The sequence below is a fragment of the Acinetobacter sp. YH12097 genome (assembly GCF_013419225.1).
GTDB classification, from domain to species: domain Bacteria; phylum Pseudomonadota; class Gammaproteobacteria; order Pseudomonadales; family Moraxellaceae; genus Acinetobacter; species Acinetobacter amyesii.
In genome coordinates, this window is sequence record NZ_VPAN01000033.1 from 22700 (window position 1) to 35845 (window position 13146).

Here is a 13146-nt window from a genome sequence, read left to right on the forward strand (position 1 = left end):
TGCCGTTTTAATTGGTTTTTATGTTGATGGTATAAACGTTTTAATTTGAGTTGATAACCCTGGAGCAATGACCGCTTGTTCATAAATGCGCGCTTCTGCCAAAGCATAGGGATTAAAATATTCTGAGACCAAAACACTGGCCATATGTGCCACAACGTTCATATGGCACACCACCACAATAGACTCATACGGTAAATGTGACAACCATTCCACTGCAACTTTGGCATCATCTTCCGGTTTGATGGCATTACAAATAACCACAGGTACATGTGGAAAATGTTTTTGCAAAAATGAAAGTGTTTGCTGCGCACGCAGTAACGGACTCACCACAAAAACGTCTGGTTGAATTAAATCTTTCAAATATGCTGCAGTTTCTTCCGCTTGAGTTTGTCCACGCGCTGTTAAAGGACGCTTTTCATCATTCCCCATTACAGGTGGAGCAGCTTCGCCATGCCTAACCAATGTCAGTTGCATAAAATTTCCTTATTCTATTCCGCACATTATATACAGCCAGTATGACAAAGCTATGTGTATTGCATATTAATCAGCAAACTTAAACTTGCTGATGTGGCAAGACAAATTCAACGTCACTGCGATGTCCATTTTTCATCAATGACAAAGCAATGTTCAGGGCCGGCGCACCTTCAAAAATCACTTCATACAATGCACTGGTAATTGGCATATATACACCCAACTCCTCAGAGCGTGCGCGTACTTGCACAATAGTATTAATCCCTTCCGCAGTTTGTCCTAGTTCTTTGGTCGCTTGTTCTAAGCTTTTACCACTGCCGAGTGCAAAACCGACTTGGTAATTACGACTGAGCGGACTACTACAAGTTGCAAATAAATCACCGACACCAGATAAACCTAGGAATGTTAATGGGTTTGCGCCTAATTTCACTGCAAAGCGGCTCATTTCTGCCAAAGCACGTGTCAAAATCATACTCTTGGTATTTTCACCGACACCATAAGCTGCAGCTAGACCCATCGCGACTGCATAGATATTTTTCAGTGCACCGCCCAATTCCACACCATGCACATCATCACTTGCAAACACACGGAACAAAGCACTGTGTAGCGCTTGTTGAACTGCATAACGAACCAGTTCAGATTGGCTTGCAATCACAGTCCCCGCAGGTTGTCCCGCAACAATTTCCTTCGCCAAGTTTGGCCCTGAAAGCACACCATAAGGGACTTCAGGAAGTTCTTCACGAATAATATCGCTCATAAAGCTAAAGGTATTGGCTTCAATACCTTTGGTTAAAGACACCACTGCTTGTGACGTGATAAAAGGCTTGATCTGCTGTAAAACACTACGGAAAGAATGGCTCGGAATGGCCACCAAAATAATATCACGATTACATACTGCTTGTTCTAAATCTGAAACAGCGAGCAAACCTGCTTCTAATTGAAAATCTGGCAAGTAACGTTTATTAATATGTGTTGCATTGATATCCGCAGCCACCGCCTCATCACGAATCCATATCATGGTGTCACAGCCATTACGTACTGCAGTATTAGCCATCGCAGTACCAAAACTCCCACCACCCAGCACCGTAACACGCAGTGCAGTTTTTTGATCAACTGACACAGGGCTAACAAGACTTGCAAAATCAAGTTCTGACATTGTTCTTTTATCCTAATTTCTTTACTGATCGATCTTGTTCAATCGACCTATTTTTCACTTTTATTGGTTTGCTTTATGCCAATGGCTTACAAAGTCAGCAGACTGTATTTCAGCACGCGGTGGAATGGCTTTCACTGCTGTACCGATATAAATAATGCCTGAAATCAAATCATTTTCCGTTAAACCCAAGGCTTGTTTAAACAATTTAGATTCAACCACCGCCCCACTACGCCACATGGTTGAAAAGCCCTGTGCTTGTAAAGAGAGCAAAAAATTTTGTACTGCTGCGCCTGAACTTAAGATTTGTTCGAAATGCGGAACTTTGGGATGATCTTGTAATTGGGTTAAAGCCAAAACCAATAGTGGCGCACGAAATGGATGGTGTTTCACACGTTCCAACTGCGCTTCTTCTGTTTGTCCAGTATCGGCTAAAGCATGTGAAAGCAACTCACCAAATGCTTCACGTTCAGTTTCAGGAATAATCACGAAAAGCGTAGGCTTAAGACGATGATGATCTGGCGCCGTTAAAGCGGCTTGAAACGCATTTTCCAATTGCTCAGCATTCGGCGCAGGTTCAATTAAATGACCAATCGACTGACGCTGATGAATATTTTGATGAACTGTATCAACTGCTGATTTTAGAATTGACATCTATACACTGTACTTTAAAACGTTTGCTCAAGATTAGCATATTCTCAATAACTTACTCTAGAATGTTTGCATCAGACTCGGTGCTTATTTGTTAAGTCAGATTTATTCACAGATTTACTATAAAAAAACCGCACAACTTGTACAGCAGCTCCCTGTTCTATAAGAAATTTTATGTTCAAATAAATCAAATTGTTTCTAACTTGGGGCACCGCATGAAAAAATTCAACAAAACTGTTGCCATTGTTAGCACGCTAAGCGCGACTGTGCTTTTAGCTGCATGTACATCTACGCCAACAAAATCTTTAGCGATTCAAAAACCAAATAATCAATATGAAGTGACTGCCGTAGGTAAAACCAGTTTAGCGGCAAAAAACAATGCAATTGCAGCTGCAAATAGTACCTGTGGTAAAAATGCGACCCCTGTTGTCGTGGATGAAAAGCAAGAATACAACGGTGTTTTAAAAGGCGTGGTCGATGAAAAGACAGGTCAAATGATTCAGGCTGCGGCTGGCGTACTTGGCACCATTACAGGAAATAGCGGCAGTATCAGCAAAGATGATGATTACCAAACTGTACTGACCTTTAGTTGCCGTGCCAACTAAAACGTTAGTCTGTGATGTCGTTTTGTCATTAACTCAAAATGAAATTATCGTCATGAAATAATTGTTATGAAATAGTCGAGATGAAATAAAAAAAGCCTGCAAATCTGCAGGCTTTTTTTGAAGCAAAAATTAGCAATAACCGTCTAAACGGGTTAAAGGTAATTTTTGACCAATGGCTTTTTCAATTTCAGGTAGTGAAAAAGCATCATCTTCAGACAAGAAACTAATACTGACACCACGTGTTCCTGCACGACCTGTACGACCGATACGGTGTACATAATCATCAGACTGTTCAGGAAGTGTAAAGTTCACGACATGAGAAACGCCATCGACATGGATACCACGACCTGCAACGTCTGTTGCAATCATGATGTTATGTTGACCATTTTTAAACTGATCAAGCATTTTCAAACGCTTATCTTGAGCGATTTCACCTGACAACATCACCACTTTATAACCGTCTTTTTTGAGATGATCATAAAGTTTACGCACTTGATCACGACGGTTGGCAAAGATCATGACCTTTTCAATTGGTTCATCTCGTAAGATGTCTTCCAATAATTTATATTTATCAGACTTCGCCACCATGTAGACACGTTGCTCAACGTCTGCATTGGTTTTCTTTTCAGGCTCAATTTCAACTGTAACGGGTTCAAACAACCACTGCTGTGCAAGATTGAGCACGTCATAACTAAACGTCGCAGAGAACATTAGTGTTTGGCGTTGTTCTTTACGTGGTGAGAAACGCACAATACGTTTCACTGAAGGAATAAAGCCCATATCTAAAAGACGGTCAGCTTCATCAATCACTAAAAATTCAATTTGATCGAGCCAAACTTCTTTTTGTTCCACAAAGTCAATTAAGCGACCTGGAGTTGCAACCATAATGTCGACAAAATTACGGTTTAATAGATTTTTTTGTTTATCGAAATCTACTCCACCCAATAAAGTCATGACATTGAGATCCGTATATTTCACTAATTCTTTGGCATCACTTTCAATTTGCAATGCAAGCTCACGGGTTGGTGCAAGAATCAGCGCACGCGGTTCACCGCGGAAGCGTTGTTCTTTAATTGGATTATTCAACAGATCATTAATCACGCTGACCAAGAAAGCAGCTGTCTTCCCTGTACCAGTTTGAGCACGGCCAATAGCGTCATGTCCAGCCAATGTAAATTTTAAAACCTTTTGCTGAATAGGCGTCATATCCTTAAAACCCAAAGCATCAATGGCTTTTTTAAGGTTCGGATGTAAATTTAAGGTTTCAAAACCTGATGACATATAGATGTGCCCTAAATGAATAATCACAAAATTATCGAAGCATTATAAACAAAAAACGCCCCAATTTACATTGGAGCGTTTCTGAGTACATTTAGACGATTAGTCTAAAGGTTGTACTTCTTCAGCTTGGAAGCCTTTTTGACCTTTAACAACGCTGAATTCTACGCGTTGGCCGTCACGAAGTGAACGGTGGCCTTCGCCCATAATTGCGCGGAAATGAACGAATACGTCGTCGCCGCCGTTACGTTGAATAAAGCCAAAGCCTTTAGTGTCGTTGAACCATTTAACAACGCCTTGTTCACGAGCTGTCATAAGTTAATCCTTATCGTATTTAAAAAAGAAGGACCACCCGGTGTTGCAAACAGCAGACCAAACAAGGTTAAAAAATATTTTTATTTCTAAGCTTGTAATCATTCTGTAAAACTATCAACAAAATCCCGGTTACATCCAAATATATCAAGAGTTAAGAGGCTTCACAGCCAACAAAAATCTTAACAACGCAACGAGCTTAACACGGGTTTACTGCAAATAATAGATTTTTTTGATCTATTTTCCTTTTGAATATTCTTATTTTTTCACATCGTTTGAGTTATAAATCACAAAGGATTTTTGCCTATTTTAGGTTGGGATTTGGCACTGTATTTGCTAATATTTCCATTGAAATGTAAACATGTTGGATCTGCTTCGTGAGTGACAGCCAAAATTCGCTTTTAACTGTAGATGCCATGGGTAAACCCTGCCCGATGCCGCTATTGATGCTGAAAAAAGCTTTAAAGAAAAGTCCAGACCAATCTTTATTGTTAAAGTCATCCGATCCGCACAGCCAACAAGATGTATCACGATACTGTCAAATACATCAGTTAAACTGTGAAATGCGCAAAATTTCAGATTCTGAGTTTCATTACTTAATTGAATCTTAAAAAGATTCAGTTAAACTAAATTGCTTCATAATTGAATAAAAGTTTACATTTCTATACCCAATTTTCCATAATTTACGGAAATATTGGATTAAGATGAATCTTAGTTATTGGGCTTACCCATTTTTAGTTCTCAAGGAGAAAACATGAGTGACAGCAGCAATCAATTGATGCCCCTGTCATTATCGGCACCTGGGGTGAATCTTGGTGCTTATATTAGTACTGTTAATCAGATTCCAATTTTATCGGCCGAACAAGAAAAAGAGCTGGCCGAGCGTTATTATTATGACCAAGATTTAGACGCAGCTAAAATGCTGGTGATGTCGCATCTTCGTTTTGTTGTGCATATCGCACGTAGCTATGCAGGCTACGGCTTGCCACAAGGTGACCTGATTCAAGAAGGTAACTTGGGCTTAATGAAAGCGGTAAAACGTTTTGACCCAAATATGGGCGTACGTCTCGTATCTTTTGCTGTGCATTGGATTAAAGCAGAAATTCATGAATATGTGATTCGTAACTGGCGTATTGTCAAAATTGCGACCACTAAAGCGCAGCGTAAATTATTCTTTAATTTACGTAGCTTAAAAAAGTCGTCTAAAAAATTAACTTTGGCTGAAGCACAGTCAATTGCCAATGACTTAAATGTGACACCCGAACAAGTCTTGGAAATGGAAGGCCGTTTAACCGCTTATGATGCTGCGTTTGAAGCTCAAGGTGATGATGACGATGAAGGTTCGACCCATGTCGCTCCTGCCCTTTATCTCGAAGATAACCGTTACGACCCTGCGCGTTTAGCGGAAGATGAAGACTACGAAGAACAAAGTACTTCAGCTTTACATGAAGCCATGGATCAGCTGGATGATCGTTCACGTAACATCTTACAACGTCGTTGGTTAGATGACGAAAAGTCGACGCTACATGAATTGGCGGCGGAATATAATGTATCTGCTGAACGTATTCGTCAGTTGGAAAAAAATGCGATGGAAAAAATTAAAGTCGCAATGTCTTCAAACTAAGTTGAAGGCTTTTCCCAGTCATACTAAAAAAGAGCATTTCGATGCTCTTTTTTTTATGCCTGAATATTGTCGAATGACAAACTGCAACACAAAAACTTTGGGCATTTTTGCTTTAACCCAAGGTACTAAATATGCTATGGTTATGCGCAAATTTTGTTAAGGTGAATGCACATGTGGATTGCCATTTCCGCACTTAACTTAGCTTTTGCTGTGATGCTTGGTGCCTTTGGTGCACACGGATTAAAAGCGCGCGCGACTGAAGCCCAATTGGCTTGGTGGCAAACTGCAACGGACTATTTCTTTTATCATGCACTGGGCTTACTTGCCCTCGCGATCTTATCCAAAGTCATTCCCCAACTTCCAATAAAAGCCAGTTTCCTGCTTATACAAATTGGTATTTTCTTCTTCTGTGGTTCTTTATATGTGATGGCTCTAGGCTTACCACGCGGTCTCGGTGCAATTACCCCGATTGGTGGAGCGCTGATGATTGCTGGATGGCTCATATTGGCATGGAATGCGTTTAAATACGCAAAATAATCAACAGCAGATATTGGCCTTACTCAATAAATAAGGCAGCAAGAACGGAATCCACAAATGCAAATCTATTTAAACGGCGAAGCTACACAAACCGAATGTGTCAACCTCTTGCAATTGGTTCAACAATTACAACTGGAAGGCAAACGCTTCGCTGTTGAAAAAAATGAAATGATCATCTCGAAAAGTAAATTGGAACAAACCCCAATTACTGAGCAAGATCATATTGAAATTATTCATGCCGTAGGTGGCGGCTAAAATGGAGCTCCCATGGAAGATACACCCCTAATCATTGGTTCACGTACATTTAATTCACGACTTTTAGTTGGTACAGGTAAGTACAAGGACTTAACGGAAACTGACCAGGCCATTCAAGCCAGTGGTGCTGAAATTGTGACCGTTGCCATTCGCCGTGTGAATATTGGTCAACATCCAGACCAGCCAAACTTGCTTTCTGTAGTTCCACCTGAAAAATATACGATTTTGCCAAATACAGCAGGTTGTTTCGATGCGAACAGTGCAGTCCGTACTTGCATGTTGGCACGTGAACTATTAGATGGTCACAATCTGGTTAAACTTGAGGTTTTAGGGGATGAGAAAACCCTATATCCAAATATTACCGAGACTTTAAAAGCTGCACGTACGTTGATTGACGATGGCTTTGAAATCATGGTTTATACCTCAGATGATCCAATTGTGGCACAAGAACTGGAAAGCATGGGCTGTGTAGCGATTATGCCTTTAGGTAGTCTCATTGGCTCAGGTTTAGGCATTCTCAACCCACATACTATTTCGATTATTAAAGACAATGCCAAAGTGCCTGTTTTGGTCGATGCTGGTGTCGGTACAGCAAGTGATGCAGCGATAGCGATGGAATTGGGCTGTGATGGCGTATTAATGAATACAGCAATTGCAGCAGCTCAAAACCCTATTCTAATGGCTTCAGCGATGAAAAAAGCTGTTGAAGCCGGTCGTGAAGCGTTCCTAGCAGGACGTATGCCACGTAAACGCATGGCAAATGCCAGTTCACCTGAAACCGGATACTTCTTTAAATAAGAACTCATTCACGGTATAAAAGAGGACTTTATTGAGTCCTCTTTTTGATTTTGAAAACCTGATAACAATGAAAATATCCCATATATTTTGTACTTTGAGTCTTTGTGTCGCATCTAGTTGGCTGTCAGCCCAAGTGCCCAGCACAGCCAAATCACTTGCACCGCAAGGTTGGAACATTTTGATGGCTACGACTGGCGACCTAAACAAAGATCAAATGCCAGATGTTGCGATGATCGTGGAAAAGCAAAAAGTCGATGTGGCGACCTATGATGACGATGGCAAAGTCGTTCATAACCATCCACGAAAACTCATCGTATTTTTTAAAACCGCAAAGGGATATCAACGTATCGTTGAAAACAACAGTATCCCAGTCGCTCAGCAGCCCAATTCATGCTTACTTGATCCACTTGCTGAAGCAGAAGACATCCAAATCAGTAAAGGCAATTTACTCGTTCATTTTAGTTATTTTATGGCTTGTGGTGGCTGGGAATGGCCCCGACATAGTTATACCTTCCGTTGGCAAAATCAACGCTTTGATCTGATTGGTTTTGACTACAATAGCTTTCACCGAGCTTCTGGTGAAGAAACATCGAAAAGCTATAATTTTTCGACCTTAAAGCGTAAGGAAATTGTAGGCGGTAATATGTTTGAAGATGCCAAAACTCAGGCCAAATGGTCAACCTTCAAAGCACCACAGCAACTGACGCTTAAAAATATTAACTTTGATGATTTCTATACACAGTTCGAGTACTAAGTTGAACCTGAGCAATGCCAATCTAGCAATAAACAAACCGCCAATTTCGGCGGTTTGTTTATTCAATTTCAAAACTTAACTTAAGGAATTAAACCTTCATCACGCATCGCAATTTGAACTGATTGACGCTCTGCAACTTTGTTGCGTAAAGCAATGATATTTTTATATGGCGTTAAATCATGACCGATGCCATTTGACCAATTTGTCAGTACAAAGAGATAAGCATCTGCTGGGCCAAAGTTATCATCGACCAAATAGTCGTTATCTGATTCACCAATCGCTTTATCGATGTATGTCAATAAACGATCAATTTCTGCATAAGCTTTTTCTTTAGCGTCTGCATCTAGTGGAGCACCAAAGAATACGGCATAAGCATCATGTAATTCTGAGTTCAAATAGCCAAGCCATTCTAAAACTTTGGCACGACCTAAACCTGATGGCGGAATTAAGTCTTGTTTTGGATCATGCTGTGCAAGGAACGGTAAAATGGCCACGTTCTCGGTCAGGATCAAACCTGGGTTAATTTCTAATGCAGGTACATAACCTTTTGGGTTGATCTCGTAATAATCCACCCCTTTTTCTGTTTTATGGTTTTTTAGGTCAACACGGACCAAATCAAAATCGACATTAATTTCATTTAAAATTATATGTGATGCTAATGAACATGCACCTGGAGAATAATAAAGCTTCATATCTGATCCTTGTTATGTACTATTCAATGTTTTAAATCTCTTCTGTCAAACTTTCAAGTGATCAAACCTGTAAATTGCAAAAAAGCGTAAATGCTGAAACACATATACTCATTGACTATTATCCATATTTAAGAAGATTTCAAGTCACTGTGTTATGCATTTTTATACTCAGTTGTTTTAACATAGCCGCGTTTAAGATTTGATGAAAAGTTACCGTGTTACAACTTAAAAAAGAACAATGGTTTTCCAATATTCGTACTGATGTACTCGCTGGCTTGGTGGTTGGACTGGCGCTGATTCCAGAATCCATCGCCTTTTCAGCTATTGCTGGGGTTGATCCGCAGGTTGGTTTGTACGCTTCGTTTTGTATTGCCGTCACCATTGCCTTTTTTGGTGGTCGTACAGCAATGATTTCAGCTGCTACGGGTGCGATGGCCTTACTTATGATCACTTTGGTCAAAGATCATGGTTTGCAATACCTTTTGGCTGCCACGGTTTTGACTGGTGTGATTCAGATCATTGCTGGCTATTTTAAAGTAGCAAAACTTATGCGCTTCGTCTCGCAGTCAGTGGTGTATGGTTTTTTAAATGCACTCGCGATTTTGATTTTTGTTGCACAGCTACCTGAAATGTCAAAGATGGATAGTTTAGGCTATGTCTTTATGCTTTTAGGGCTTGCAATTATTTATCTGTTTCCATATCTACCTAAAATTGGCAAAGCCATCCCATCACCGCTGATTTGCATTATTGTCCTCAGTGGTTTGGCATTATTTTTAGGTGCTGACCTGCGTACTGTGAGTGATTTGGGTAAGTTTCCAGAGACTTTACCTATTTTCTTGATTCCTGAAATTCCTTTTAATCTTGAAACCCTCACGATTATTTTTCCCTATTCCATTACCCTAGCAACAGTTGGCCTATTAGAAACTATGATGACCACGACAGTGATCAATGAAGTCACTGGAACTGAAGGAGATCGTCATCAGGAATGTCGTGGTCAAGGGATTGCCAATATTGTCAGTGGCTTTATGGGCGGCATGGCTGGATGTGCCATGATTGGGCAGTCGATTATTAATGTTAGTTCTGGCGCGCGAACTCGCCTTTCCACTTTGGTTGCAGGTGTATTTTTGTTGTGTTTGGTGGTGTTCTTAAAAGACTGGCTGGCTTATGTCCCAATGGCTGCCTTAGTCGCGATTATGGTCATGGTGTCATTCACTACGTTCCAATGGAATTCTGTCAAGCAATTTTCAAAGTATCCGATGTCTTTTAATGTCGTGATGATTGCTGTGGTGATCGTGGTGCTTGCAACACATAATTTAGCCCTTGGCGTATTGGTTGGCGTGCTCCTCTCTGCATTGTTTATTATCAATCAACTGGAAAGTTCGGTAAAAGTCACATCAGAACTTAAAGACAATATTCGTAGCTACACAGTCTATGGACAAATTTTCTTTAGTAGCTCTGAGAGTTTTTATCAATTTTTTGATTTTCAGGAGAGGGTTAGTCATGTGCGAATTGATCTGAGTCATGCACATATTTGGGATATTACTTCTGTTAATATTTTGAAGAATGTCGTGCAAAAATTTGAATCAAGACAGATTCAAATAGAGGTTTTTGGCTTAAATGAAGCAAGTAGCACTTTACTTGACCGTGTCAGTGACTAATGGATTTTTGAAATATTCACTTTGAATCAAATCAATTTTCAATAAAATGTGACCTATTGAAACCCTATGCAGGATGAATATAGCAAAGGGTTTCAAAGATCGAAGCTCTGATGTGTAATGACATTACATATAATACTAAGCCTATAAAAAAGAGAAAAATTCACCATTCATTCGATTTAACTGTATAATTCATCTCATAAAATTATAACTATTAAAAATAAAACAAAGATTTGATGTGACTTTCTATATATTTTTTTAAATTGTGGATACACAAAATTGGGGGAATTTTGATGGTTTGGTTTTGGTCACGACACTGCATTCAAGCAAATCAGCTGCTGGTCTTAGCGAGTCTATTTTGCCTGCTATGTTGTATCGCTATACCCAGTTTTGCCAATGCCACCCCACAGATCTCAAGCAGTCATTGTCCTGTTGAAATCACCCATATTGCCACAGCTAAAAGCGCTGTCGAGCAAGAGCGCCCACGTACAGGTTGGCAAAATCTGCAAAAGCTTCCAGACACTTGGAATAAACGTTGGCCGGATTATCATGGTATCGCTTGGTACAAAATCCAATTTAAGTTGAACTGTGACCTCCATCAGTTAAATCAACCCATTGCTATCGCTATACAAGGCATCACCCAAAGTGGTCGGGTTTATATCAACGATGCCCTACTTTGGCAAGATTACATTTCAGCAGAACATTTTTCACGAAGCCAACATCAACCAAGAATTTTGAACTTGCCTAGCTCGAGTTTAAAGCAAGGTGTTAATACCATTTGGGTGCAAGTGTATGGTTCAGTGACCCAAAAATCAGGACTCAGTTCAGTTCAAATTGGGGAATACCAGCAAGTCTATGACACCTTTAAAATTTGGTTACTCGAACAACGACAATTAGTCGAACTCAATACGATGATTAATTTCGTCGTGGCTGTGTTCTTTTTTTTAGCATGGCTCGCCAATCGTAATGAAAGAGCTTACTTATGGTTAACCATCACAGGCATGGCTTGGGTATTTTATAGCCTGTGTATTATTTTTAATGGACCAATTTCATTTCTAACCACCGTACAGGTCGACCGCCTACAAAATATCATTTTCTGTTTTTATACGGTTTTTGGCTGTATTGGTGCGTGGTATTTTGCAAACCATCCTTTCCCGAAAATTCAAAAGCTGTTATTAAGCCTTGCCACTATCGCAGCACTCTGTATCGGTTTTGCACCAGAGGCTTATTTAAAGACCGTCATCCAAATTTGTTTTAGCTTCTTTGTTTTGGTCTTTGTGGCCAAATGTATTAGCTACCCCTACTTGGCGTATAAAGCCAAAATGGCTGAAACCTATTTGCTTGCAACGCTGTATTTGATTTATTTACCAATTGCGGTACATGATGCGCACTTTATGATGACCATGGAAGGCCATGCGCTCTCACCATATACTGGCCCACTAACCACCCTCGTTTTGGGCGGCGTACTGGCTTTGCGTTTAGCTCGACACACCCGTCAAATTGAGCGTTTTAATAAGACCTTAACTGAAAATGTACAACGAGCTGAACTGAAACTCGCTACCTCACTTGGTCAACAACATCAACTCGCGCTTGAAAATGCACGACTTCAAGAACGAATTCATTTATCTCATGACTTACATGATGGTTTAGGCGGATCAATTGTCCGTTCAATTTTACTGTTAGAACAAAATGACAAAATTGAAAAACCACAAATCATGTCGATGCTTAAACTGTTCCGTAATGATTTAAGACAAGTCATCGATTCGGGTTCAAGTATAGGGACGAAAGTTCCAGACACCCCGATCGAATGGGCGGCGCCGATTCGCCATCGCTTTGTACAGCTCTTTGAAGAATTAGACATGAGCTCAAGCTGGAAATTTGCTACCGAATGGATTCACTCACCCTCTGCGACCCAATGTCTCAATTTGACTCGTGTCACAGAAGAAACCCTGACCAATATTCTAAAGCATAGTCAGGCAAGCAAAGTTCAGGTCAGTTTGTGCGAAACAGAGACTCAACTGATATTACGTATTGAAGATAACGGTATCGGCTTCAACCCTGACGAAGTTGAGCAAGGCCTACATGTCGGCCTACATAGTATGCAAACACGAATCCATCGTATCGGTGGTGAATTTAAAATACAGTCACAGCCGGGTTGTACCGTTATTGAGGCCATTTTGCCATTTAAACCTGATGGTGCTGACAGTGAAGATCTTGATGAAAAAACAGCCTAGATTAGGGTCTGTTGACATTTGTTGATTAAAAAAATAGCGAGATAGTAAAATTAAATCGCCAAACCCAATTTTACACTCGCTATGCCTCGAACAATGCTAAATGATCAACACTGGTCCAAGTTACTTG

At 40.2% G+C, this 13146-nt stretch carries 15 protein-coding genes; 9 read left to right on the forward strand and 6 right to left on the reverse strand.

The genetic code is table 11. The annotated features are described in order from the left end of the window. Nucleotides 1-18: 18 nt before the first annotated feature. From FTU37_RS12740 to FTU37_RS12750, 3 genes are all read right to left on the reverse strand, one after another. Nucleotides 19-474 (reverse strand): histidine phosphatase family protein, encoded by a 456-nt coding sequence (locus FTU37_RS12740; RefSeq protein WP_180059042.1) that lies wholly within the window; start codon nt 472-474, stop codon nt 19-21. Nucleotides 475-553: 79 nt separating this feature from the next. Then, complete coding sequence (locus FTU37_RS12745; RefSeq protein ID WP_180007311.1) at nt 554-1627, reverse strand: NAD(P)H-dependent glycerol-3-phosphate dehydrogenase; 1074 nt, start codon at nt 1625-1627, stop codon at nt 554-556. 60 nt (nt 1628-1687) lie between these two features. Next, a complete protein-coding gene (locus tag FTU37_RS12750; protein WP_218954668.1) occupies nt 1688-2278 on the reverse strand; it encodes a nitroreductase family protein in 591 nt (196 codons plus the stop codon). A 212-nt stretch (nt 2279-2490) separates the two neighbouring features. Between FTU37_RS12750 and FTU37_RS12755 the strand changes: the two genes are divergently transcribed. Then, nucleotides 2491-2880: a hypothetical protein gene (locus tag FTU37_RS12755; protein ID WP_078188876.1), complete on the forward strand. Its 390-nt coding sequence runs from the start codon at nt 2491-2493 to the stop codon at nt 2878-2880. A 129-nt stretch (nt 2881-3009) separates the two neighbouring features. On the opposite strand, the gene rhlB is transcribed toward FTU37_RS12755, so the two are convergent. Together rhlB and FTU37_RS12765 are read right to left on the reverse strand one after the other, a co-directional pair. Beyond that, complete coding sequence (gene rhlB / locus FTU37_RS12760; protein WP_078188878.1) at nt 3010-4161, reverse strand: ATP-dependent RNA helicase RhlB; 1152 nt, start codon at nt 4159-4161, stop codon at nt 3010-3012. 99 nt (nt 4162-4260) lie between these two features. Continuing rightward, nucleotides 4261-4473, reverse strand: a complete 213-nt coding sequence (locus tag FTU37_RS12765) for a cold-shock protein (protein ID WP_005014923.1) — start codon at nt 4471-4473, stop codon at nt 4261-4263. A 413-nt stretch (nt 4474-4886) separates the two neighbouring features. Between FTU37_RS12765 and FTU37_RS12770 the strand changes: the two genes are divergently transcribed. The 6 genes from FTU37_RS12770 to FTU37_RS12795 all read left to right on the forward strand — a co-directional run bounded on the left by FTU37_RS12770 (nt 4887) and on the right by FTU37_RS12795 (nt 8438). Further along, nucleotides 4887-5081, forward strand: a complete 195-nt coding sequence (locus FTU37_RS12770) for a sulfurtransferase TusA family protein (protein WP_078189214.1) — start codon at nt 4887-4889, stop codon at nt 5079-5081. A gap of 143 nt (nt 5082-5224) precedes the next feature. After that, the gene (rpoH, locus tag FTU37_RS12775) at nt 5225-6094 is read left to right on the forward strand and encodes an RNA polymerase sigma factor RpoH (RefSeq protein ID WP_078188879.1); all 870 of its coding nucleotides are present in this window, start codon (nt 5225-5227) and stop codon (nt 6092-6094) included. A gap of 171 nt (nt 6095-6265) precedes the next feature. After that, the gene (locus FTU37_RS12780; protein ID WP_078188880.1) at nt 6266-6631 is read left to right on the forward strand and encodes a DUF423 domain-containing protein; all 366 of its coding nucleotides are present in this window, start codon (nt 6266-6268) and stop codon (nt 6629-6631) included. A gap of 57 nt (nt 6632-6688) precedes the next feature. Then, complete coding sequence (gene thiS, locus FTU37_RS12785; RefSeq protein WP_180007313.1) at nt 6689-6886, forward strand: sulfur carrier protein ThiS; 198 nt, start codon at nt 6689-6691, stop codon at nt 6884-6886. Nucleotides 6887-6898: 12 nt separating this feature from the next. Further along, entirely contained in the window at nt 6899-7684 is a 786-nt protein-coding gene (locus FTU37_RS12790) for a thiazole synthase (RefSeq protein ID WP_078188883.1), read from the forward strand. 181 nt (nt 7685-7865) lie between these two features. Next, nucleotides 7866-8438, forward strand: a complete 573-nt coding sequence (locus tag FTU37_RS12795; protein WP_180124451.1) for a hypothetical protein — start codon at nt 7866-7868, stop codon at nt 8436-8438. Nucleotides 8439-8518: 80 nt separating this feature from the next. On the opposite strand, the gene FTU37_RS12800 is transcribed toward FTU37_RS12795, so the two are convergent. Continuing rightward, nucleotides 8519-9130, reverse strand: a complete 612-nt coding sequence (locus FTU37_RS12800; RefSeq protein WP_078188886.1) for a glutathione binding-like protein — start codon at nt 9128-9130, stop codon at nt 8519-8521. A 215-nt stretch (nt 9131-9345) separates the two neighbouring features. Here FTU37_RS12800 and FTU37_RS12805 point away from each other — a divergent pair, with 215 nt between their 5' ends. Next, nucleotides 9346-10788, forward strand: a complete 1443-nt coding sequence (locus FTU37_RS12805; RefSeq protein ID WP_180124452.1) for a SulP family inorganic anion transporter — start codon at nt 9346-9348, stop codon at nt 10786-10788. Between the two features lie 290 nt (nt 10789-11078). Next, on the forward strand, nt 11079-13019 hold the full coding sequence (locus FTU37_RS12810) for a sensor histidine kinase (RefSeq protein ID WP_180124453.1): 1941 nt from the start codon (nt 11079-11081) through the stop codon (nt 13017-13019). Nucleotides 13020-13146: the final 127 nt, after the last annotated feature.